Annotated in this window: 19 protein-coding genes; 14 read left to right on the forward strand and 5 right to left on the reverse strand. The window is 44.1% G+C overall.

What is annotated here, in order from left to right; all coding sequences use genetic code 11:
* The first annotated feature begins 135 nt into the window (after nt 1–135).
* The 4 genes from ACQKMP_RS16790 (at nt 136) to ACQKMP_RS16805 (ending at nt 5,540) form a co-directional block, all read left to right on the forward strand.
* The gene (locus tag ACQKMP_RS16790; RefSeq protein WP_076297952.1) at nt 136–1,431 is read left to right on the forward strand and encodes an ABC transporter substrate-binding protein; all 1,296 of its coding nucleotides are present in this window, start codon (nt 136–138) and stop codon (nt 1,429–1,431) included.
* Nucleotides 1,432–1,514: 83 nt separating this feature from the next.
* The gene (locus ACQKMP_RS16795) at nt 1,515–2,393 is read left to right on the forward strand and encodes a carbohydrate ABC transporter permease (RefSeq protein ID WP_341126622.1); all 879 of its coding nucleotides are present in this window, start codon (nt 1,515–1,517) and stop codon (nt 2,391–2,393) included.
* Complete coding sequence (locus ACQKMP_RS16800; RefSeq protein WP_076284877.1) at nt 2,393–3,241, forward strand: carbohydrate ABC transporter permease; 849 nt, start codon at nt 2,393–2,395, stop codon at nt 3,239–3,241. Before ACQKMP_RS16795 ends, ACQKMP_RS16800 begins: the two co-directional genes overlap by 1 nt.
* A gap of 22 nt (nt 3,242–3,263) precedes the next feature.
* On the forward strand, nt 3,264–5,540 hold the full coding sequence (locus ACQKMP_RS16805; protein ID WP_427470053.1) for a glycoside hydrolase family 65 protein: 2,277 nt from the start codon (nt 3,264–3,266) through the stop codon (nt 5,538–5,540).
* 86 nt (nt 5,541–5,626) lie between these two features.
* Here ACQKMP_RS16805 and ACQKMP_RS16810 read toward each other — a convergent pair whose 3' ends face one another.
* The 3 genes from ACQKMP_RS16810 to ACQKMP_RS16820 form a co-directional block, all read right to left on the reverse strand.
* Nucleotides 5,627–6,103, reverse strand: coding sequence for a DsrE/DsrF/DrsH-like family protein (locus ACQKMP_RS16810; RefSeq protein ID WP_042131456.1), 477 nt, complete (start codon nt 6,101–6,103; stop codon nt 5,627–5,629).
* Nucleotides 6,104–6,346: 243 nt separating this feature from the next.
* Entirely contained in the window at nt 6,347–6,664 is a 318-nt protein-coding gene (locus ACQKMP_RS16815) for a hypothetical protein (protein WP_042192626.1), read from the reverse strand.
* A gap of 54 nt (nt 6,665–6,718) precedes the next feature.
* On the reverse strand, nt 6,719–7,342 hold the full coding sequence (locus ACQKMP_RS16820; RefSeq protein WP_042192624.1) for an acetate uptake transporter: 624 nt from the start codon (nt 7,340–7,342) through the stop codon (nt 6,719–6,721).
* A 335-nt stretch (nt 7,343–7,677) separates the two neighbouring features.
* On the opposite strand from ACQKMP_RS16820, the gene ACQKMP_RS16825 reads away from it, so the two are divergent.
* The 4 genes from ACQKMP_RS16825 to ACQKMP_RS16840 all read left to right on the forward strand — a co-directional run bounded on the left by ACQKMP_RS16825 (nt 7,678) and on the right by ACQKMP_RS16840 (nt 11,654).
* Entirely contained in the window at nt 7,678–8,595 is a 918-nt protein-coding gene (locus tag ACQKMP_RS16825) for a prenyltransferase (RefSeq protein ID WP_427470055.1), read from the forward strand.
* Nucleotides 8,596–8,728: 133 nt separating this feature from the next.
* The gene (locus tag ACQKMP_RS16830) at nt 8,729–9,505 is read left to right on the forward strand and encodes a DUF6081 family protein (protein WP_339267698.1); all 777 of its coding nucleotides are present in this window, start codon (nt 8,729–8,731) and stop codon (nt 9,503–9,505) included.
* Nucleotides 9,506–9,543: 38 nt separating this feature from the next.
* Nucleotides 9,544–10,497 (forward strand): 1,4-dihydroxy-2-naphthoate polyprenyltransferase, encoded by a 954-nt coding sequence (menA, locus tag ACQKMP_RS16835; protein WP_149645390.1) that lies wholly within the window; start codon nt 9,544–9,546, stop codon nt 10,495–10,497.
* Between the two features lie 161 nt (nt 10,498–10,658).
* On the forward strand, nt 10,659–11,654 hold the full coding sequence (locus ACQKMP_RS16840; protein ID WP_427470058.1) for a Gfo/Idh/MocA family protein: 996 nt from the start codon (nt 10,659–10,661) through the stop codon (nt 11,652–11,654).
* 90 nt (nt 11,655–11,744) lie between these two features.
* Here the strand turns inward: ACQKMP_RS16840 and ACQKMP_RS16845 are convergent, their stop codons facing one another.
* A complete protein-coding gene (locus ACQKMP_RS16845) occupies nt 11,745–13,103 on the reverse strand; it encodes a dicarboxylate/amino acid:cation symporter (protein ID WP_042194660.1) in 1,359 nt (452 codons plus the stop codon).
* Between the two features lie 412 nt (nt 13,104–13,515).
* On the opposite strand from ACQKMP_RS16845, the gene ACQKMP_RS16850 reads away from it, so the two are divergent.
* Both ACQKMP_RS16850 and ACQKMP_RS16855 read left to right on the forward strand, forming a co-directional pair.
* Entirely contained in the window at nt 13,516–14,298 is a 783-nt protein-coding gene (locus tag ACQKMP_RS16850; protein ID WP_339243867.1) for a hypothetical protein, read from the forward strand.
* 73 nt (nt 14,299–14,371) lie between these two features.
* Complete coding sequence (locus ACQKMP_RS16855) at nt 14,372–18,100, forward strand: S-layer homology domain-containing protein (RefSeq protein ID WP_427470060.1); 3,729 nt, start codon at nt 14,372–14,374, stop codon at nt 18,098–18,100.
* Nucleotides 18,101–18,160: 60 nt separating this feature from the next.
* On the opposite strand, the gene ACQKMP_RS16860 is transcribed toward ACQKMP_RS16855, so the two are convergent.
* Nucleotides 18,161–19,174, reverse strand: coding sequence for a zinc-dependent alcohol dehydrogenase family protein (locus tag ACQKMP_RS16860; protein ID WP_379424724.1), 1,014 nt, complete (start codon nt 19,172–19,174; stop codon nt 18,161–18,163).
* Between the two features lie 114 nt (nt 19,175–19,288).
* On the opposite strand from ACQKMP_RS16860, the gene ACQKMP_RS16865 reads away from it, so the two are divergent.
* The 4 genes from ACQKMP_RS16865 (at nt 19,289) to ACQKMP_RS16880 (ending at nt 24,578) form a co-directional block, all read left to right on the forward strand.
* The gene (locus tag ACQKMP_RS16865; protein ID WP_379424725.1) at nt 19,289–19,681 is read left to right on the forward strand and encodes a winged helix-turn-helix transcriptional regulator; all 393 of its coding nucleotides are present in this window, start codon (nt 19,289–19,291) and stop codon (nt 19,679–19,681) included.
* Nucleotides 19,682–19,882: 201 nt separating this feature from the next.
* Nucleotides 19,883–20,683 (forward strand): ABC transporter ATP-binding protein, encoded by an 801-nt coding sequence (locus tag ACQKMP_RS16870; protein ID WP_076285605.1) that lies wholly within the window; start codon nt 19,883–19,885, stop codon nt 20,681–20,683.
* Nucleotides 20,676–22,334, forward strand: coding sequence for a hypothetical protein (locus ACQKMP_RS16875; protein WP_427470063.1), 1,659 nt, complete (start codon nt 20,676–20,678; stop codon nt 22,332–22,334). Before ACQKMP_RS16870 ends, ACQKMP_RS16875 begins: the two co-directional genes overlap by 8 nt.
* 228 nt (nt 22,335–22,562) lie before the next feature.
* The gene (locus tag ACQKMP_RS16880; RefSeq protein WP_427470065.1) at nt 22,563–24,578 is read left to right on the forward strand and encodes a bifunctional diguanylate cyclase/phosphodiesterase; all 2,016 of its coding nucleotides are present in this window, start codon (nt 22,563–22,565) and stop codon (nt 24,576–24,578) included.
* The last annotated feature ends 77 nt before the right edge of the window (nt 24,579–24,655 follow it).

Below are 24,655 nucleotides of genomic sequence, written 5' to 3' on the forward strand. Positions count from 1 at the left end.
TATTTATAAATCGAAACTAATGTTAAGAATTTATAATTAAGTGTTATATTATCGTGTAATATCAGTTTTGTAAAGGCTTTCAATTTTAGAAATACAAATAAAAATTATGAAATCTTCAGAAGAGGGGTATTGCAGATGAAGAAAAAAGTAGGGGCAGCATTATTATCTGTAGCTATGTTATCCACGTTAGTCGCTTGTGGAGCAAAAAGTGATGATGGGGCAAACAAGGCAAATAGCGCAGACACAACGTCTAAAGGAACTGGTAAAAAAGCGGTTATTACAATCATTCAGAATAAAGTAGAAATCCAAAGTGCACTAGAGGATGCAGTGAAAGAATTCAATAAAACTCAAGATAAATATGAAGTACAAGCATTAGGAGCAGCAGGTGACAACCTGATGACGGTGCTCCAGACACAATTCAGCTCCGCACCAGAAAAAGCACCAACCATTTTCACAACAGCATCTGGCTCAGAGTTTCAAAAATATCTTCCATATATGGCACCCTTGGATGATATGAAAGCGGCTAGCAAAATTGTTGAAGGACAAGATACAGCAGCGCGTAATGATGGTAAATTATATGGCTTGCCAGTTGCGCTTGAAGGCTTCGGACTTATCTACAATAAGGATATGTTCAAGGAAGCAGGCGTGAATGCGGATGATATTAAGACATGGGATGACCTTGTAGCAGCAAGCACGAAGCTAGAGCAAGTGAAGGGCGTGAAGAAGGCAATCGCGTATGCACAAGAGTCTTACTTCCGGTTCATGCATCCATTTAACTGGCCATTTGCATTAATGAAAGATACATCGGGTACGATTGCTAAGATTAATGCTGGCGAATTGAAGCTTCAAGATATTCCTGAATTGAAAGAGTACGTTGCTGATCTGGACAAGATCAAAGACCATACGAACTTGAGTAAAGATACGTATGATGAACAAGTTGCAGGCTTCGCGGCAGGACAATATGCGATGATTCACCAAGGAAACTGGGCACAAGGTCTCTTGAACGATTATGATGTGAAATTTGAATACGGTTTCTTGCCAGTACCGTTCGAAGGTAATCAAGGTATTGCGGTAGGTAACAGTAACTTCTTCCGCGTGAACAAGCATGCATCGGAAGATCAACAAGCGGGTGCGAAGGCGTTCTTGGATTGGTTGCTAACAGATCCAGCGGGTCAGCACTATGTAACGGATGAGTTTAACTTTATCCCTGTGTACTCCGGTTTTGATACTAGCAAAATGGATCCGTTATCCCAAGAAGTGAACCGTTATGCAAGTGAAGGCAAGACAGTGAAATGGGTATTCGATCAATTCCCAGCGGGAGCAGATCAAGAGTTTGCGAACCAAATGGAAAAATACTATGCAGGAAAATTAACGGGCGAGGGCTTGTTAGAAGCACTTCAGAATGTTTGGATGACTGCGGTTAAAAAATAATCGTATGGCTATGGAGGCTGCTTCTCGAATATTCGTTAAGCGGCCTCTTCCTGTTTTGTAGAAATGGATAAGAGGTGAAACCATTGAAGAAAAGTGTAAAAAGAAATTTAATAGCCGCAGCTTTTATTGTTCCATCATTATTCATCTTTATAAATGTAGTCATCATTCCATTCGTTATGGGGATTGTGTACTCTTTTACAGATTGGGATGGGTTTAAATTTGCAGGTTCTAACTTTGTAGGCTTCGGTAATTATGTACGGGTGTTTCAAGATTCAGATTTTCTTACATCCTTCGGCCTGACATTTAAATATGCCGTATGCATGATTATTCTCGTTAACGTTATCGGACTTTCACTCGCGATGCTGGTGACTTCCAAAATTAAGTCGCGTAATCTTTTACGCTCAATATACTTCCTGCCGAACTTGATCGGTGGTCTGATCCTAGGTTTCATCTGGAAGTTCGTATTCACGAAATTCTTCGTACAGGTTGGAGAAGTAATGGGGAATAGCTCGATCTTCTTCAATTGGTTGGATGATCCGACGGCTTCCTTCTGGGCGCTGGTCTTCGTAGGAACATGGCAAATGGCCGGCTACGTCATGATCATCTACATCGCAGCTATTCAAGGTGTTTCGGATGAGGTGCTGGAGGCAGCTGATATGGATGGCGCAGGCGGATGGATGCGATTCCGCAAAATTATGTTCCCACTCATTATGCCAGCCTTCACGATCAGCTTGTTCTTGACGCTGTCGAACGCATTCAAACAATATGATACCAATATCTCACTAACGAACGGTGGTCCTTACGGTACAACCGAGCTTGTTGCAATGAATATCTTTAAAACCGCGTTTAGTATGAATCAATATGCGCTCGCGCAATCCAAGGCGATTATTTTCTTCCTCGTCATCTTAGTTGTGACGGTTACGCAGGTCGTTATCTCGAAGAAAAGGGAGGTTGAACAATAATGAAACGTCGCAATAAATCAACTTCAATATTGCTTGAAGTTATAGCTTGGGTTAGTGGACTTCTTATGCTGTTGCCTATGTATATTATGTTTGTGAATTCGTTCAAAGGACGTGCCGAGATATTCACCGATACGTTCGGCCTGCCGAAATCCTTTTCCTTCGAGTACTATGCTGCGGCAATGGACAAAATGAACTTTTTGTCAGCATTTAAAAACTCGCTCTTAGTGAGTGTCATTAGTATTGGGCTTATTATTATCTTCTCAGCGATGACATCTTGGATGCTTGTTCGCATGAAGAATAAATTGTCCAATGGCATTCTCCTCTTATTCGTAGGTACGATGCTCATCCCGTTTCAATCAGTGATGATTCCGCTAATGCAATATTTAAACAAATGGGATATCCCATCACTTAATTTCTCTATGATTAATACACATTATGGCTTAATTTTCATGTATATCGGATTTGGGCTAAGTATGTCGGTCTTCCTTTATCATGGTTTTATTAAAGGGGTACCGATTGCTCTTGAAGAAGCGGCGATGATAGAGGGCTGTAATACGTGGCAGACATTCTGGAAGGTTGTATTCCCAATGCTTACGCCAATTACGATGACTGTAGGAATCTTGAATCTATTGTGGATTTGGAATGACTATTTACTTCCATCCTTGACCTTAACAAGCCCAGCGCTTCGTACCATTCCATTGTCAACCTTCTTCTTCTTCGGAGAATTTACAATTCAGTGGAACCTTGCAATGGCAGGACTTGTCGTATCGATTATTCCGGTTATTATCTTTTATCTGTTCGCACAGAAATACATTATTAAAGGCGTTATGGCAGGTGCTGTGAAATAAAATTGGATGAGGGGGCCTTCATATGAAGTCGGGCTGGATTATTGAGAATCATAGGGATATGCAAGACCTCGGCGTTAGTGAGAGTATTTTTAATGTGGCTAATGGTTATGTAGGTGTTCGAGGTAATTTTGAAGAAGGTTATGAAGGTGACGAGCCAACGGTTCGTGGAACATATATAAATGCATTTTATGATATTACACCGATGCTATATGGGGAGAGCGCGTATGGCTTTCCCGATACACAACAGAAACTTGTGAATGTGATGGATGTACAGGATGTGACCATTCATATCGGGGAGGAGAAGTTCAGTCTTTTCACAGGAACGGTCGTATCTGGGCGGCGTTATCTCGATATGCGCGAAGGTAAGTACGTACGGCTCGTGCACTGGATTTCACCACAAGGTAAAGAGGTCGAAATTTCATTCACACGCATGGCGTCATTGACAACACTCGAATTGTTCACGATAGATATTGAGGTAGCTCGTATCAATTGTCAGGATGAAGTGACGATTACCTCTGGCGTGAATGGCAATGTAAGTAACTATACGAATGCGAAGGACCCTCGTGTTGCATCGGGTCATGCCAAGCTATTGGATATGAAGAATATCGAGGTGTTCGACGAGACCTCCTTACAAATCGTGCTTGAGACAAATACGTCGAAGCTACAAGTGGCGGCAACAACAGTTCATCAGACAACGCCTGCGGTGAACGGTGAACTGATCAAGGGTGAGAAAAGTGTAATGGTGCGGTATGCGTTCCCAGCAGGGAAGGATATTGTTCAATTCACAAAATTCAACGTATTTACAGATACACGTCGACACGAAGATCCAGCTGCTCGCGGACGTGAGTTGATGGCTTTGGTATTAACGCAAGGGATTCAAGCGGCTTACATGGCACAAGAAGTATATTTACAACATTTTTGGGAAATTGCAAATATCGAGATCCAAGGTGATGAGGTACTTGAGCAAGGTCTTCGATATAACGTATATCAGTTGCTGCAATCTGTGGGCAAAGATAAATACAGTAACATCGCAGCCAAAGGCTTAAGCGGTGAGGGCTACGAGGGACATTATTTCTGGGATACCGAAATCTATATCCTGCCGTTCTTCATCCTCTGTCAGCCAGAGCTGGCGAAGCAGTTGCTTCGTTACCGTTATACGATTCTAGGCGAAGCGAAGAAGCGTGCGCTAGAGCTAGGCCACAAGAAGGGGGCCGCTTACGCATGGCGTACCATTACAGGGGAAGAGTGCTCGGGGTACTTCCCAGCTGGTACGGCACAGTATCATATTAATGGTGATATTGCTTATACATATGTTCAATATTATCTCGCGACAGGCGATAAAGATTTCATTGCGGAATTCGGTGCGGAAGTCGTATTTGAAACTGCAAGAACTTGGATGGAGCTAGGTCATTATCATGAAGGTCTATTCAAGATTGATGATGTAACAGGTCCGGATGAGTATACGGCCATCGTAAACAATAACTATTACACGAATGTACTTGCAAAATATAATCTAGAGTGGGCTGCATCGTGGTATAAGCAGCTGGCAGAAACTCATCCTGCGGCATGGGAAGCTTTGTGTAGTCGCATTGGCTTAACAACAGATGAGATTACAGCATTTGAAGAAGCGGCTGCGAAGATGTATCTGCCTTTCGATGAGAAGTTGAACATTCATGCACAAGATGATTCTTTCTTAGCGAAGAAGGTGTGGGATTTCGAGAACACACCGGAAGAAAAACACCCACTGTTGCTTCACTATCACCCGCTACACATCTATCGTCATCAGGTGTTGAAACAGGCCGATACGGTGCTGGCGCATTTCTTGCTCGAGGATGGCATTTCAACCGATGTCTTGCGGAACTCCTACGATTATTACGAGAAGCTGACAACTCATGATTCGTCCTTATCCTGCGCGATCTATAGCATCATGGCTTCGAAGTTAGGTTACTCGGACAAGGCGTACGATTATTTCATTGAAACGGCACGAATGGATTTGGATAACACTCATGGCAACACGAAAGACGGATTGCATATGGCGAACATGGGTGGTACATGGATGTCGATCGTCTATGGCTTCTCGGGTGTAAGGATCAAGGATGATCATTTGGCATTGAACCCGACATTGCCGAAGCAATGGAAGGGATACACTTTCACGATGCGTTACCGTCAAGCGACGATTACCGTGGAAGTGAACCATTTGAAGACGCAATTAATCGTGGATGCACAAGAGCTGATTCATATCAAAGTAATGGAGAAGCACTTCAAGATTCCAATGGGCAAGACAATCATCACGGTATAATTTATATCCTTACAATCGAAATCCGAAGCGGCATGGGAAATTCCCCATGTCGCTTTATGTTTTCTTATATTAATTAATTTCAACCGCTAAATGAACAGCTGAACATCACTCTCCAAAGCATCTTTTAAATACGCCGCAGCATCGATAATCTCGACCTCTGGCAGCAGTTCTTCTGTTTTAAAGCCCATGATCTCGACAGAGAGCTTGCAGGCATAGAACTTGATGTTTTTTTTACGAGCTCCTTTAAGAAAATGAATCAGCTTCGGCGCGCCTTGCTCCTCCATCATCTCCTCTAGCATCATCCGGCCCAGCCCGCTGAAATTCAAATGGGAGAGTGGCAGCTGCCCAGGGCCTTTTGGCGTAATGACATCCATCAGCTTCTCATAAATACTTTTATCCTCTAGCGTCATCTTCTCCGGATCACGCACCAGAAACAAACCCCAGAAAGAGAAAAACATCGTAACCTCTACATCAATATCTCTCGCAGCATTCGCTAGGATCAATCCCGCCATGGCTTTGTCGTATTCTCCGCTGAACATCAGAAGATTTATTTTTTTACTCACCTGCATAGTCCTCCCGTTACTTATATTGAATTATAAGAAAGTATAAGTTTCACGGTATACGTTATCCTTATAATTCTCGCATAAACGCTTAAACGTCCTTAAGAGGACGCCGAAGGCGTTTTAGCCTGGAATGTCATTAGTATGGTTATGGAGGGGAGAAGTATGCGAAGGGACCTTCCGAATTCACAAAAAAAAGCCCCCTTACGGGAGCTTCATCACCTTTATTTTGTTACCTAGCTTCTACTAATGTACTTCAGAATCTTTGGATTCTGGATCTAAGGTGCTGCGGATGTCATGGTAACGGGCGGAAAGCCAAATGCTTCCGGTAAATAATACGATGAGTCCAAGAACGATAGAAAATCGCCAGTCGCCTGCTTTGAAGTTCAGCTGAAGTACCGTTAGTACAAGCGAAACCTGGGTCCAGACCAGTGTTCTTTTGCGAAAAGCCGCAATATCTCCAGACATCTTTGGGATATTCCGAATGATCCAATAGGCAATAACTGCGAGAATAAGCGCAAATATAGCGGTTACGGCTAATTCAGAAGAGGATAGGACATGCATGGTCTCAGGCATCCTTTCGGCTTGCAAAAGTTAGGATTCAAAAAAGGTGAATTACTATTTCTTGAAAATACCTAGCGGAGCTCCGATCGGTAAGAAAGTGCGTCCGAAATGAGCGTTTAGCACAGAAGCGCCACATCCGTATAAGGATACGATACCAATTCCAAGTTCGGCACAAGCAGCAAGCTTATGGAAGAATTCTGGAGCGATACCAAAGGAATCGAAGGTTAGTCCAATAAAAAGGAAATCTATCAATACAAAAATGATAAGCAAAACTCTATTAGCCTCAACCGCGCCAATGGTCATAAAGATTGTAAAGATCAAGTAACCCAGAAATACAAATCCGAGCTGCTTAGGATCTACAGCCTCTGCAAGCGTTGGGCCGAATACGCCGAGCTTGATCAGCCAGCTGCTAGCCATGCCGAACCAAAAGAAAGCGTAGGCGCCAAAGGCGGTCATACCAAAGGTGTTGTTGTGCTTAGCATCTTGAATTGCGGCGAATAGTTGAGCAAATGCTCCGAGGAAGATAGCCCAAGGAATGACGTAGCTAAGTCCTGTTGTAAACTCAAGCTTCTGTGAAGAAGCAACCAATGTGACAATAGCCAGTCCGAATAGCCCGATGGCGCTAGGGTCTGCGGTGACGATTTTGACAGATTGGGTGTTAGGGGATTGCGCTGACATGACAGTAAAAGCCTCCATTATTATATATAGTTGTACGCTCTTAAAAACAGCACTCAAGGAGCGCTGTTCATAGGCTTGCCTATCATATCATATTGGTATGTGCTTGCCTATAAAACAGCGCTCATTTTTTGTTGTAAAAGGGTGGCCTTATGTCCAATAAGAGGTTATTTACATTTTTAGCTTCAACGAAGAAACCTTTTAGCCAAACAAACCGAGGTATTATGTCAAGATTAGACATTATATGCAGTGATAATCTTCACAATCTGTTGAAAATTGATGTATAATAGTCAGTGATAATTATTATCAAGTCATAATGAAAAGGCGGTAAGCTTGAAGTGAGCAAATGGACATTATTTACGAAGGCGACCCGGTTTTGGAGTTTTTCAGTTATGCTTATCCCGATTGTTTTAGGTACAGTTGGGGCATATGTATGGGAAAGGGCATTCCATCCGGTCTTATTTATTCTAACCTTAATAGGAGCGATTTCAGCGCATCTGTTTTCCAATATGGTGAATGATCTGTGGGATTATCGCAACGGAACAGATACAGAGGCGAAGAATTCCGCTGGTGAAATCAGCACAAACTCCGGGCTACTGACAGGTGGAATCCTCTCGGAGTCTTTTTATGCAAAGATGACCTGGAGTATGTTGGCGATTGCCCTCATCTGTGGTGGAGTCCTAAGTATATATAGCGGTTGGAATATCCTCTGGTTTGTACTTGCAGGTGCTTTAATCGCTTATTTCTATGTAGCCCCACCCCTGCGGTATGGCTATCGCGGCAAAGGTTACAGTGAGATGGCTATCTTTATAGCTTTTGGGATCATGCCTGTGTTAGGTTCCTTTTTCGTACAAACCGGTCATTTTAGCATGAAGCCTGTCATCCTTTCATTGCCGGTTGGATTCTTGACTACATTGCTATTGTTTAATCATCATTTCTTACATTGGAAAGCGGACGAGCAGGCTGGAAAACTTACGCTTGTTGTAGTGTGGGGTGAACAGAAGGCACTTGTCTTCTCGCGTGTGCTTCTCTTCACCGGTTATGCTTCTGTGGTGATCTGTGTGCTAATGGGCGTACTTCCAGTTTATGCACTATTGGCATTGGTTACAGCCTTCTGGCCGATTCGTATTTATCGTGGACTGAAGCCACATAATGCTTCACCAGCCTATATCCCGCTCATGGGTGCTTCACAAAAAGCCTCCGTTCGTTGCGGAGTAGTGATGGCAGCAACCTTACTAATTCAAGGATTATTCTGAAGATATAAGAATATATAGGTTTCACGCTATACATTATCCTTATATTTCTCGCATAAACGCTTACCGTCCATTAGGGATGCTGAAGGCGTTTTTGCTTGTACTAATAATTACCATACAGAAGGAGTGAGCTTTCATGGAAAAGAAGGACAAGGAACTGTTGAAGGAAGAACAAAATGTTAAAGGCAATCAAATGGTGCTTGGAGATTTCCACTCCATTTTAGAAGAAGGAAAGGTCTGGAAGACAGGTGGATTTACACTGCCTGATGGATCCTTTTGGGCTTATCGTGAACCGGAAGCAGTAGTTATCGTTCGTAATGATACGCTGTATGTGCGTGCGAAATTGTCCCGCGAGAACCATCAAGTACAAATTCTAGACAATGCTAAGCATATGTATTACTCCGCGGAGCCAGTGGTAATTCCTGAGGCCGGAGAGATTAGCTTTGAGCTGCAAATTCGTAGCCGTACACAAGGAACAGCACCTGGAGATTTGTACGATGGTTATGTATCGCTGAACTTGCTTGATTTTACGACAGGTGCGGCGCTAGACTTTTTTGCGGGAAATGATAAATATGCTAGTGTATATGGTATTTTGCCGTTCCCGGGGGTACAAGTACCAGAGAGCAAAGGAACGAAATATTTCTGCATCTTTAAAGAAGATACGGATTTCAAACCACGTGAATTTAATACCTACCGCATAACGTACCACCGTGGCAACGATGAGGCTGTATTCTATTTGAATGGCAAAGAAGTACGCCGTGAGAAAAATATTCCGATCAAATTCAACAACTTTACAGTCGCGCTTGGAATTATGACAGAGAAGGATCTGAGTCCTGAAGGCAGCGTGTCTGTGCATGGACAAACAGTTATTGCAGAATGGTCCCCAGTGAAGATTACAACGACTGAACAGTAATACCTTGCAGGCTCAATTGATAAATAAGGGTGTATGGTGTGAATATTAAAAGCTTTCTAAGATTTGTGGAGCTGCCGACAAAAGTAGCCAGTATGATCCCCTTTCTGATGGGAACGCTGTATGCCCTGTATCGGTTTGAGGATTTTTATGTGTTGCGTTTTGGTCTGATGTTCGTTTCCCTGCTTAGCTTTGATATGGCAACGACGGCTATTAACAACTATTACGATTTCAAAAAAGCTTCCAAAACTCACGGCTATGGCTATGAGACGCATAATGCGATTGTGCATTTTAAGCTAAAAGAGAGCACCGTCGTGGCGACGATTGTTATTTTGCTAGCTCTGGCTGCAGGGGGCGGGATTGCGCTTGTTACGCAGACGGGTTTACTGGTCTTTTTGCTGGGTGGGCTGTCGTTCTTGATAGGGATCCTTTATTCGTTCGGGCCGATCCCGATTTCGCGGATGCCGTTAGGTGAGTTGTTCTCGGGTTTGTTTATGGGCTTTGTCATTATTTTTATTTCTGCCTATATTCATACGGACGAGCATGTGGTATCGCTGTTGCTTCAGAACGGTTGGGTCAGCTTGAATATCAATATTATGGAAGTGCTGTACCTGTTCTGGTTCTCTGTTCCTGCCATTTTGGGGATTGCAGGGATTATGCTCGCAAATAATATTTGTGATATTGATGAAGATGTGGAGAACCGCAGGTACACACTTCCGGTCTACATTGGCCGACGTAATGCGCTTGTGCTGTTTAAATATCTATACTATGTCTCTTATCTGGATCTTGTAGTGCTGCTGATCTTGGGGATAAACCCTATTCTTGTCTTGGCGATTCTACTTACACTGATCCCATTGCACCGAAATATCGATTTGTTCAAACAGAAGCAGGAGAAGGCGAGTACCTTTATTCTTGCCGTCAAAAATTTCGTGTTGATGAATGCGGCCCGTATTGCTGTGCTTGGTGCGGCTGTGCTGTTAAACATGATAATGTAATTTTTCCACTGGATTAAAAAGCAGTATCTATCGGAGTCGAATCTCCTATGGGTGCTGCTTTTTTGCGCTCTGACTGTACTTTTCTATTAGTGATGAGTTTCATTCTATGATAAGGTGTCTTAAAGTATAGTAACTAATCCAAGGGAAGAGGTGTAGCCATTATGGTACAAAAACTTCGGTGGGGAATCATAGGCTGTGCGCAGATTGCGACTGGCTCAGTGATGCCAGCTATCATGAATTCAGATTCGGGAGTGATTACAGCGGTAGCGAGTCGTGGCTTGGAAAAAAGCAGCGCTGTAGCCGCAGAGTTCGGAATAGAGAAAGCATATGGCAGTTACGAAGAGTTACTTGCGGATAAAGAAATCGATGCGGTGTATGTTCCGCTCCCTAATCATCTTCATCGAGAATGGGTGATCCGTGCGGCAGAAGCAGGTAAGCATGTGTTGTGTGAGAAACCGATCGCACTGAACAGTGCAGAGGCTGCAGAGATGGTGAAAGCATGTAACGATGCAGGCGTCCACTTAGCAGAAGCATACATGTATCGGCATCATCCACGGATTGCTGAACTCCAGGACATTATCGCTAGCGGTGAAATCGGAGAATTACGCTCGATTCGAGGTACATTTACTTACAATGATGCTACAGACACTTCAAATATTCGTTTTAAATCGGCTTGGGGTGGCGGCTCGCTTTATGATGTTGGCTGCTATCCGTTAAGTGCGGCACGACTGTTGTTTGGGACGGAGCCGGAAGCTGTGACCGTGCATGCGAAGTTCTCCCCTGAGCATGATAATGTAGATATGATGGCTTCAGGGCTGGTAGAGTTTCCAGATGGTTTAAGCTTGATCTTTGATTGCGGAATGTGGGCATATAACCGCCAGCTCTTAGAGATTCTTGGGACCGAGGGACGAATTGAGGTGCCTATGCCTTTCAACGCTAGAGACGAGGATGCGGAATTCTTTGTGTACACTGGTGATGAGGTGAGACGGGTCGATGCCACAGGGGCTAATCCATACATACGGCAGGTGGATGATTTTGCAGCCGCTGTGTTCACAGGTAAGAGACTCATTGCACCGGAGGATCCGGTGCTAAGTATGCGTCTGGTTGAAACCTGCCTTGCTTCAGCTAAACAACGGCAAAGAATTAGCATGGTGTAACAGCGAATCTAATATGGATCTACGTTAAAAAACCTCCGGCTTGCTGCTATAAGCAGCTGCCGGAGGTTTTTTTGTTTGCATGTTCGGATTTTAAACTGTGCTCAAGAGAATATCATCTTCGTCATCATTGCTATTAAAGGCTTCGCGGTCAAATTCACCTTCTGAATTCGCGACCAACAACGCGGTTACAGCTGTTCCTGTTGCATTTACAGCGGTACGACCCATATCGATGAGCGCTTCTACACCTGCAACGATAGCGATTCCTTCAAGCGGCAGGCCAAGAGCGGTTAAGACCACCGTAGTGGAGATTACGGCTGGTCCAGGTACGCCAGCTACACCAATTGAAGAGATGATACTTACTAAGACCAGTGTAATATAGTCAGTCCAGTTCAGATCAATACCGAATACTTGGGCGGTGAACACAGCCACAATCGCCGGCCAAATGCCACCGCACGCATTAAAGTTGACCGATGCTCCTAACGGCGCAATAAAGCTCGCGATCCGCGGGGAGACATGAAGGCGCTTCGTAATCACTTCAAGATTGACAGGAAGTGTTGCGTAGCTGCTTCTAGTCGTGAAGGCAACGGTAATGGTTGGATAGATTTTGCGGAAGAAACGAATTGGATTCACCTTCGCTACTAATAGAACCAACCCGCCAAAGATAAGAACAAAATGAATAATCATTGCGACATATGAGGTAATGATTACGCTGCCCAGTTCCTGCAACGTTTCCCAGCCATAACGTGCGGTAATTCCTGCTATCAGTGCGAAGACACCGTAAGGCGTCAAGCGAATAATGAATTTCACGACCTGATGCAGTATCAGTGTCAGGGATTCAATAAGATCACGTACAGGTTTCACGGCTTCCGGTTTCTTGGAGCCAATTTTGATTATAGCTACTGCTAGGAAGATAGCGAAAATGAGCAGAGGCACAACCTTACCCGTAGCTGCTTCATTCACAGGGTTAGACGGCACAAGATCCAGAATAACCTGTGAGAAGGTCGGGATTTCCCGGGCGGCAAAATCTGCAGGAACATCCTGTTGTATCCCTTGACCAGGATTGAACAGCAACGCAACCGATAGGCCGATAATAGAAGCGATACCCGTCGTTCCGAGGAACCAGGCGAAGGTTTTGATCCCTATTTTGCGCAGATACTCCAGATTAGTTAAGGAAGAAATACTGTTTAATACGAGTATGAATACTAAAGGGATGACGAGCATGCGAATCAAGCTGACATAAATGCTGCCGAATGTACTGATAGCTTTGGTCTCTAAATCGAAGTATTGAAAGAATATTCCGGCAATAAGTCCGATGCCAAGTCCGATGAGTACCCGAGTACCAAATCCAATGCGTTTACGTGCCAGTAGAAACAAAATTGCAAAAACAAATATGGAAGCTACAAATCCATACCAGTTCGTTTCGATGGCGGATAACAAGTTGTTATCTATGTTCACTACTAATACCCCCTTAAACCTAGTTTTTTAATGTGATTAATCCTATTGAGATCAATCTATATAGAATTTATAGTAAAGTCAATGTAATAATATGTTAAAAATAATCAATCCCGATAAAAACCATGTGAAAAATAAAAATTGATTGACAAGGCGCATCGTCATGAATAATATGGAACTTAATCACAAGCCAATTGGAATCGACTGGACAGCCGGAGATTCAACGAAAGACGCGTGTTTTGCGTCTCGTTGAGTCTCTTTTTTTTATTTTAGAGAAAGGAGAATTTAGGGGTTAAAGGTACAACGATGAAGTTAAGAAGCATGGATCTACTGGACAGCCAGAGATTCAACAGGTACGTAATACGTGCTGTGTTGGGTCTTATTTTATTTGAAAAGGATGGTACACATTATGAAAAAACTTACGATATCTTTGGTTGCTGCAACTGTTGTCTTTTCCGCACTGACATATGCCGCAGTATCCGCTAATAAAAAGACAGCAGAGGCAGCATCCATTGAAGCAAGCAGTAATACAGCAGTATCGGTTTCAGCAGCAGCGGCACCTGTAGCTACTTCTGCAGCCGTAGTCGTTGTTCAGGCAGAAGCCTCTTCGGCTCCTGTTACAGAAACGGTTCAGCCGGAATCTTCAGCTCCAGCAGTGGAGACTGTCTCCGCAAAAGCGACTGCTGCCCCAGAAGCAACCGTTGATTCTGCGGAGAAGGCTGTTGCCTCAGCAGCTCCAGCGGTGGGTGAAACTCAGCCTAAGGCGACCGCAGCTCCAGCCGCGGAGACCGCTAAGGTAGCTACAACTACAACCACGGTAGCTGCGACTGTCAAAACGCAAACTCAAACAGCTACACCGGTTCCAACGGCTGCGCCTACGGCAGCTCCCAAAGCAATCGTAACTGCCAAAGCAGCTCAACCGACATCTGCTCCTGTCGTATCGGCTCAGCCTAAGGCCACTGCGGCACCTGTAGTAACGGCAACGGAAGCACCTTCGAAATCGAAATCCATTACTTTCTCCACAACTGAGGTGGTTAAAGCGACAGCCGCTCCGGTCGTTGAGTCTGCCCAACCGAAGACATCGTCTTCTGCACCTGCATCATCCACGGTCAGCGCACCAGCAGCTGCTCCAGCGGAAACGGTTCAGGCACCCGCACCGGCACCAGCCGCTGAGGAAGAGGTTTGTCCTTGATGAGCGGCAGGCTCATTCAGGATTCCTTTCAGCCCATACATCACATAAACCTATTTAAGGCGAGGTGCACATAATGATACGACCATTAACCTTTAAAAAAATTCTAACGCTGCTGTTGGCAGCCTCCCTGCTAATTCTGCCTACTCAGGCAGGAAGAGCTTATGCTAATCCGGATAACGCAGAGGCGCTAACTTCTTTTGGCTCAAGTAGTGGTGTAAGCCACTTTGATTATTTCAGTCATGTCTATGACCGTCTGAATGATCCTGACCATGTATTTAAAACGGCAACCTATGAGGATATCGTTCATCTTTTTGAGAGTGAAGGCACTTACGCTGTTCTGGTTGGCGGCGCTTGGAGCGAGAATACACAGGCCGACATCGGCTTTATCAATGAAGTAGCTAAAGAATATGGCATCTCTACGATTTATAACTTTGATACTAAGCTGGACGGTGACACGCTCCAGATTGCAGACAGCAATAATAAATTTGCTTACAAATACGTTGACCTGGTAAACAAATATTTAAAGAATTTGGATCTGTCCTCGAAGGATGTTCCAGAACGCAATGTTAGCTATACCAATAAAAACGGGGATGTCGTAACTGCTAATAAGATCGAATCTCCATTCCTGTTGGTCTACAACAAGGATCACAAGGATGCACAAGGAAATATCGCTCCTGTTGTATCCTATCTGGATAAAAGCTACTCGTGGAATGAGTTCCTGACGAACGGAACACTTGATGCTGCGAAGGTTAATGCGTATAAAGCATCAGTAAGAGAGGTACTTAGTGCCGCTTCTGGATATAACACGATCGATGAATCTGCTTATATCAAGGCGGCGTTTAACAAGAACTACGAGGGCGAAAATGAGGGCAAACCTACGATCTTCAACGAATCGGACGGTACGCTCGTGTATGAACATGTGACCTATCATCAGCTGAAGCAAATTTTGGCGAGTGATGGCAACTATGCGATTTTGTTAGGTGGATCATGGTGCCCTAACACGCAAGCGGTTATCAAATATATTAATGAGTATGCCAAAAAGCATAACATCGATAAGGTCTACTTCTTCGATACGAAGCTCGACTCTGGGGTGACGGTTGCTGAACCAAGCAATAACAGCGGCACCAAGGGCAATGCCAATCCGCACAATAATAATGAGCTTCAGATTAGAACAACCAATCACCCATATGCGAATTTATATGTTGATCTGGTTCGTACTTATCTGACCAATATCAAGACCGAGAACAATACAGCAGCCAAGCCATCTGTGATTAGTTATGTGAATGAGCTTGGAGACACCGTGATTGGAGATAGACTTCAGGTTCCATATCTGTTCACGTACAACAAGGGTAACAAAGATACAGACGGCACTAATGCACCTATTCTAGGGCATATTGAGCTTATGTACAGCTGGACGAACATCCAACCGGATTACGTGCAGGCGAATTACCCAGTCGGAGCCAGATACACTAACACTACAACAGCTCTGGATAAGCTATTCTCTAAACTGGAAGCTGTGCCCGCTGGACTTACAGGTGTAGCACCAACCGCAGCAGACAGTAAAGATGGGCAAATCTTGGGCACAAGTTCGGCCTTGGAATATAAGCTGGCTGGAGATACGGCATATACGCCAGTATCAGGATCCGCAATTACAGGGCTTGCGCCTGGTGTTTATAAAGTAAGATATGCGGCTACATCAGGATATCAAGGACCAACGAACGCAGCGGGACCGACGATCATTCCTTATAATGCTGGAGAAGATGTAAGTGTGGAGGTGCCTGCTTATATCCATCAACAAGCAGCTCCAACAGGTCTATTAGGGGTAGCTCCTACTTCTGAAGCTAACGATGATGGGCAAATTACGGGCTCAGCTGAAGGGCAGGAGTATAAGGGTATTGGAGAAGCTGATTATAAGCCTGTAACAGGCGTAGCCATCACAGGTCTTACTCCGGGCTTTTATAATGTAAGATTTGCGGCAAAAGAAGGATACAGCGTAGGTAAAGATGCTACTGTTGAAGTTCCGGCCTATGGCGAGCAAGCAGCTCCTGTAGGGCTAGTAGGGGTGGCACCGACTACTGCAGCCAATAATGATGGCAAAATCACAGGGACTACGAAAGCGTTGGAGTATAAGCTATCAACAGTTACCGATTATGTCTACGCAACAGATGTAGAGATCGTTGGACTGGTACCGGGGACGTATCAGGTAAGATACGCAGCCAAAGAAGGATTTAATGCAGGCAGAGTAGCAGAAGTGATTGTTCCAGTATTCACTGCAGAGCAAGCAGCGCCATCCGGTTTACAGGGGGTAGCACCTACCTCTACTGCGAACAATGATGGGAAAATTACAGGAACCACAACAGCCTTAGAATATAAGCTGTCCAGTGTGACTAATTATGTGTATGCACCAGATAAAGAGATTACAGGTCTAATACCAGGTACGTATCAAGTTCGATACGCAGCGAAAGAAGGTTATAAGGCGAGTCCAGTAACTAATATTATTGTCCCTGCTTATGTATCTATTTCAGACCCAGGAACAAGTGGGCCTGGCGGCAGCAATCCTGCGCCGAGCACGACCACACCAACACCAACAGCAAGCCCTCAACTGGTTGCTACAACAACAACCGGTAACACTGTGAATTTATCATCAACAGCAGCAACCAAAACGGATAAAACCACAGGAGTAACCACAGCAACAATCACGAAGGAAGCGGCTACCGAGCTTGTGAATCTTGCTAAAAAGGCAGAAGCGGATGGGAAGAAAGCCGTACTTGAAATTAAAGTAGCAGCTACTTCTGAAACCCAAACAGCCGAGCTTACGCTACCGAGAAGCATAATTAACGAGTTGGTCTCTGGTACAAAGGCCGAGATTACCATTCATTATGAGAATGTCGGTACGATTACGCTTGATGCTAAATCTTTGGCAAGTATCAGCTCAGCCTCGGATGCAGGGGATATTGTCATAACCATTGCTAAGGTTTCGTTAACGGCAGAAGGTAAGGCCGTTCTCGGGGACAGACCGGTTTATGATTTGTCGGTAAAAGCAGGTCAGAGTACCATTTCCACCTTTGGTGGGGGCATTATCCATATCAGTGTGCCGTATACATTGCAAGCAGGAGAACAGAAAGATGCGGTCATCGTATACCATATCAATACCAACGGAAGCTTGGAGAATGTACGCGGGAATTATAACGCTGCCAAGGGAACCGTAGATTTTGTTACCACACATTTCTCCCAATATATTATTGGATATAACAAGGTGAGCTTTGCGGATGTTTCAGAGACTTCGTGGTATAGCAGTGCAGTAGGTTATCTTGCGGCACGCAGTATCACATCCGGCACGGATGCAGAGCATTACAGTCCGAATGCTGCAATAACTAGAGGGCAATTCATAGTCTTGCTCTTGAATGCTTATGGCATCACACCCGACGCTACCGCAACTGATAATTTTGCGGATGCGGGCAATACGTATTACACGAACTATCTCGCGACTGCTAAGCGCCTTGGGGTAGCCACAGGTTCTGGAGATAATCAATTCCATCCAGAGGTTCAGATCACTAGACAGGAGCTATTTACACTCCTGTATCGCTCACTTGTATCGCTAGGTGAACTGCCATCCGAGAAGAAGGCTGTAGCTCTTTCTGATTTTGGTGATGCATGGGATATTGCTGGCTATGCACAGGAAGCCCTTCAGGCGCTGGTGGAAAGAGGTGTAGTAACCGGAGCGAATAGCAAGCTGAGTCCTAAAGAAGTTACTACAAGAGCGCAAGCGGCACAGGTCATTTATAATCTATTATCGAAATGATTGGCGGTAGCTGAATATAACAGTAGAACCCCCCTGCTTTTTTACAGGGGGGTTCTACTGTTAAAACTTAATGCAGATTTTTCCGAAGTGTGTACCCTTAGCCAAGTATTGCAATGCTTCAACAGATTGTTCAAATGGAAATACAGCGTCAATGATAGGGCGAAGTCCATTTTGTTCAACCGCACGGTTCATCGTCTCAAACATGTCACGGCTTCCGACATTGATGGCTTGAAGGCGTGCTTTTCTCAGAATTGCAGGGATGATTTCAAAGCCCTCGACTTGGAAGCCCGACAGACCGCCTACCAGGCTGATCCTTCCACCCACCCGCAGCGCCCCGATTGACTTATTTAATGTGGATGATCCACCGAGATCAACAATATGGTCTGCCCCGCGTCCCCCTGTCAGCTCAAGAACAGCCTTATCCCATTCAGGGGTCTTTAAATAATTGATACCGAAATCCGCTCCCAATCCCTTTGCACGCTTAAGCTTCTCATCGCTGCTTGATGTGATGATCACTTGTGCACCGTGAAGCTTGGCAAATTGAAGCGCGAATAGTGAAACTCCACCCGTTCCTTGTATCACTACAGTCTCTCCAGCCTTCACCTTTCCTTCTTCAACAATAGCATGCCAGGCTGTAACACCAGCACAAGGAAGTGTTGCCGCTTCTTCATCAGTTAATAGATCTGGAACACGAACCAATCCCTCCCCGGGAAGCACAACATATTCTGCAAGCAACCCATTAAGCGGACTTCCAAGTGAGCTCACCCAATTTTCTTGTGTAGGTTCTCCCGAAATCCAGCTTTGAGTAAAAATACCGCTTACCCGGTCACCAATCTTGAATCTGGACGTATGCTCACCTAAAGCGACAACTTCACCAACACCGTCCGATACTGGAATTAAAGGAGCGTTCAAAATCGGGTTATAAAAACCATCAATGACACCTAAATCTCTAGCGTTAAGGGAAACTGCCCGCATTTTTATACGAACTTCACCAGAACGAGGATTAGGAATTGGATTTTCGGCTACCTTCAGTTGATCGAGCCCAAATTCACTTTGAATTTCGTATACTTTCATGAGCAATCTCTCCTTCTTGAAGTGCATAGACATACAATAATCCATAAATTACACTTAAGTAAGGAGGCACTTTATAGTATCCAGGGAACCAAAAAGTGCACGGGAGGACTTTATATGAACAATCCATTTTCGACGAATGCCGTAGAGCCTGATATCTCGTTATCGATTTGTGGGTACAGTAAGGTCCTTGATATTATCTCTAATAAATGGACAGCTTTGGTCATCTATGCCATGGAAGATGGAATCATTCGTTACAGTGATATCAGAAGACGAATCGAAGGCATCTCTAAAAAAATGCTAACTCAAACTTTGCGGCAACTGGAACGAGATGGGTTGGTAAAGCGTGAGATTACACCTTCCGTTCCACCCATCGTAGAGTATTCTCTAACACCCCTAGGGGTATCTTTACTTGAGCCTATGAGAGCGTTAAATCAGTGGACGAGTCAAAATTATGTATGGGTTGAAAAGGCCAGAGCTTCATATGATCAAGTGGATCAAACAGAATAATTTGCGTGGGATAGATCTCTACACTCTAAGGGGGAACCAATGGTTCTCCCTTTTGTGCTGAAAAGGGCATTAGCATTCATAGATATAAGATTAGTGAGTTAAATTATGGAGTGGGATTCAGTTGAATGATACAATTATTGTAATTTTATGAAATAGTAATTTTTAACATCGTCAATTAGTCGCTAGAGAGGGGATTAGGATATGGGCCTTGCTGATGATCCAGTCATTGCGATTTCTGGTTTATGGATGAACTACACGGACCGAATGGTGCTAAAGGGCATTGACCTTAAGGTATACAGAGGACAAATTATTGGCTATATCGGGCCTAACGGGGCAGGAAAGAGTACAACTGTTAAGATTATGCTCGGTCTGGTAGAAGGCTACAACGGCAAAGTAGAGATTTTCGGTAGGGATATTGCTGATGGAGATGTATCTTACAAAAAAAGAATCGGTTATGTGCCGGAGGTAGCCGAATTATATGATAGCCTCACCGCTAGGGAGTATCTAACTTTTGTAGGTGAGTTGTATGGCATGAAGCGTAGTGATGTGGATTCCAAAGCTGGAAAATTGATGGCCTTGCTAGGTCTTGAGAAAGCTTATGATTCGCGGATCGCAACCTTCTCCAAAGGGATGAAACAAAAGGTACTGCTGATCTCCAGCATGCTTCATGATCCCGATATTCTGTTCCTAGACGAACCGTTGAGCGGTCTGGATGCCAATAGTGTAATGGTGGTAAAGGAGATTTTTGCATCTTTGGCGGCAAGGGGCAAGACCATTTTCTATTCTTCACACATCATGGATGTAGTTGAGAAGATCAGTAGCCGGATCGTTTTGATCGATGGTGGAGATATCGTGGCGGATGGGAGCTTTGCTGAGCTAAGAGAGAAGGGCCGCGAAGGGTCGCTTGAGGATATTTTTAATCAATTAACTGGATTTGATAAATACCGTGATATTGCTGGGGAATTTGTTGCGGTCATGCAAGAGGTATCTTCTCATGACTGATTTCTATGTGCTGAAGCTTCTGGATAAGCTGCGAGGTGGGTTTAGCCGAATCGGAGTTGATTATGATGTGATGCGGAGTATTCTGCAGGTCAAACTGACGATGGACGGAAGAAGAACACCGACAGTGCTCGCTGGAATGCAGAAGAAGGAGGAGAAGAAAGAGGGCTCGCCGCTGCGGGTGCAATGGATTTATTTACTTTTTGGCGTCATGTTAATTCCTCTTATGATGTTAACGGGGAACTATATGCTGCAGATGAGTCTAGTGTTTGGTGTAGTGATGTTTATGATTACGACCACACTGATCTCTGATTTCTCTTCCGTGATGCTTGATCTTCGGGACAAAAACATACTGGCTTCAAAGCCAGTGAACCGCCGTACCTTGATCATGGCGAAGAGCATCCACATTCTCATTTATTTATTTTCAGTGACGCTGACCTTGACCGGACCTTCGCTGATTTTGTGCCTGTTCAAACAGGGAGTACTATTTTTTCTAATATATGCTGTTGAGATCATTCTGATGGACTGCTTTATTCTCGTCATTACGGCGCTGCTTTATTTACTGATCATGAAGTTTTTCGACGGGGAGAAGCTCAAAGATATTATTAATTATGTACAGATCATTTTGACTATAGGGATTACAGTAGGGTATCAGCTCGTTGTTAGACTGTTCGATATTGCTGAATTGAGCCTCTCTTTTAAGCCGGCATGGTGGCAGTATTTGATTTCTCCGATTTGGTTTGCGGCTCCATTTGAGATGTTGATTGGCGGGGCGAGAGATACACACTTCGTGGTGCTTTCAGTGCTAGCTTTAGTAATTCCGGTTCTGCTGATTGTGGCTTATATTAAGCTGATGCCTTTATTCGAAAAGAGCTTACAGAAGCTTTCAGAGCAAGGGAACGTTGGCAAAAGTAACGCCCGAATGGTGGACTGGTTGTCGAAAATAACTTGTAAGAACCCGGTAGAGGGCATGTTCTTTCGTTTTAGCTGGTCGATGATGAAGAATGAGCGTGACTTCAAGTTAAAGGTATATCCGGCAATCGGTTATTCCATTGTCTTCCCGTTCATTTTTATATTTGGCATCTTTTGGGATGGAAATGCATCGTCTATCAAGGATTCGAACACATACCTGATGATTTATTTCGGTGCGACGTTACTTCAGACGGTTGTTCTAATGCTAAGGTACTCTGCGGGTTATAAAGGCTCTTGGATTTATAAGCTGATTCCTCTGCCAAACACCGCACCCATCTATCGTGGAATGCTTAAGGCAGCGATAGTTCGCCTGCTATTACCTTTATTCGCTATAGAAGCGATAGTGTATCTTTGGTTGTTTGGGCTGCGGATTGTGCCAGACTTGGTAGTCGTGCTGTTTGCAATGCTGATCTATGCGGTCATTTGTTTCCGTTCTTATCCTCCGGTACTACCTTTCTCAGAACGATATGAGGCAGCTAAACAGAAGGATTACACCGCAAACTCCTTTGGGTTATTATTTTTGCTGATGGGGATGGCAGGTATTCATTATGTCTTCACTTTGTTTCTGGGTGGAGTTTATATCTACCTGTTGGTTCTGGTAGTTTTGAATCTATGGATATGGCGAATTACCTTTCCAAAAAATGTATCATCAACAGGTCGTGGTTCAAGTTTTCCGGGTTGAGTGATTGTGTCAAGTATGGACATTTTTCGCGTAATAAAAAAGGGTATAAATTCCAGTATTTACTTAGACAATCTTCTGAATACAGAGTAGAATACATCTAAAGTTTATTTTTATGGATAACCTATAATCTTTACGCACTCTTCCATATCTGATATTCGTGTACTGAAATTTTACTTGAGAAATACGCTGAGCGATTACGGGATTCAAAACCGGTGAAGAGGTTAACTAATGGATAAAATGGGAATCCACTATAATGTTTGGATTGTTTTACTATCATTTGTGCTAGCGGTGACAGTTACTTATTCTGCACTGAATCTGATTTCGCAAGTTTCGCGTTCTACTGGCAAAATCCGACGTCTGTGGTTGATCTCGGGAGCTTGTGTGTTAGGCTGCGGTATATGGGCAATACATTATGTTGGGATAATGGCGAATCGCTTTCCGGCGGAGGTCAATTATTATCCAGGCAGATCTATAATATCACTATTAGTTGGTGTGTTATTCTGCTATTTGGCATTCCGGATCACTTCTGTTCCTCGGTTAAGGATATGGAATTTAGTAATAGGTGGTATTCTCTTGGGAAGCGGCTTTTCGGCTATGCATTATATCGGAATGTCTTCTATGAAGATTGTGACGAGGATTCATTATGATATATGGATTCAAGCCGTTGCTGTAATTCTGGTTTTGGTTTCCTCTTATATCGGATTATTGATGTTCCACAAGTTTAAAGAATACGCAGGGTTTCAGCGATGGAAGCTATACTCGGCGTTGTTTATCGGATTTTCAGTTACCGGATTGCATTACACAAGTGTAAAGGCTTGTCATTTTGAATATAACAACTTACCTGTAAGCAAACCTTTTTTTGTAGAGAATGATGTTATACTGTTAATGGCATTTTCGCTGGCAGCGCTACTTATGCTCGCAGTTTCTGCTGGCGCCGTATTTCTGGATCGCCATGTGCTTGAACGAATGGCTTATCAAGATCCGCTAACAGAGCTGCCGAATCGACATGGACTAGAACGCTATTTTAAAGATGAATTTTTTGAAAGTAGATCTGGTGCTGTTTTTATTGTAGATCTAGATCGCTTTAAGTCGATTAATGATACGCTGGGACATGATATAGGTGATATGTTATTACAGGAGGTCGCTGTTAGATTAATTCGTTCTGTAGGGGATAAAGGAAAAATATTCCGTTTAGGCGGTGATGAATTCTTGATTGCTCTTCCAGATTGCACGCTGGAGGGTGCGCAGGAAGAAGCAGGGCATATTATGCATGAACTTAAGGAATTCTATCGTATTCAGGGCAATGAGCTATATGTTACCGCAAGTGTTGGAATCAGCATGACTCCTATGCATGGGACTGATCGCTCAGCGCTAATGAAGGCTGCGGATACGGCTCTTTATACCTCTAAGGATTCAGGTAAGAATAAATGCAGTGTGTTCGACCAGGAAGTAAATCGCCATCAGTTGCGGCGGATGTCGCTAGAGAAGGATCTTCGAAAAGCTTTGGCTCGTTCTGAGTTTATGGTTGTGTATCAGCCGAAATGGGATTCTTATATGAATGTTACGGTGGGTCTTGAAGCGCTGCTGCGCTGGAGACACCCAGAGCATGGGATCATTTCGCCAGCGGAATTCATTCCTATTGCAGAAGAGACCGGACTGATCGTTCCGATTACCTATTGGATGCTACATGATGTGTGTAGCCAGAACAGGTTCTGGCATAAGGAAGAGATAGCTAACGTACCAGTCTCAATTAATATGTCCGCACGGATGTTTGAGGATGGGAGTCTATACGATGTTGTAGCGGAAGCACTCACATGTGCAGAATTAGAGCCACACTTTCTCGAACTGGAGATTACAGAGTCCATTGCGATGCATAACATGAAAGAGACGGTTGCACAGCTGTCTAGACTTCGAATGCTTGGGGTAAGAGTATCGCTGGATGACTTTGGGACAGGCTTCTCCTCCCTTGGTAATTTGGATGAAATCCCAGTGAACACACTCAAGATTGACCAAGTATTTATTCGTAACAGCAAGATGCACTCCAAGAAAGCTATTATCAGCAATATTATTGCGATGGCGACTCATCTTAATATGGAAGTTGTGGCGGAAGGTGTGGAGACACCAGAGCAGATTGAATTGCTGAAATCACTGGGTTGTAGAGTCATGCAGGGTTATTATTACGGTCGGCCGATGCCTGTACATGAGCTGGGTGAGTGGTTTATAGCGAATACGGCAGCGTCGTGATCTCAATACATAGAAGAGGGGCTAGCGACCAAGCAGAATTTCTCTGCTTGGTCGCTAGCCCCTTTAAGTTTAAGAAC

The sequence above is a fragment of the Paenibacillus sp. NPDC101420 genome, assembly GCF_050277435.1.
Lineage (GTDB): Bacteria > Bacillota > Bacilli > Paenibacillales > Paenibacillaceae > Paenibacillus_AQ.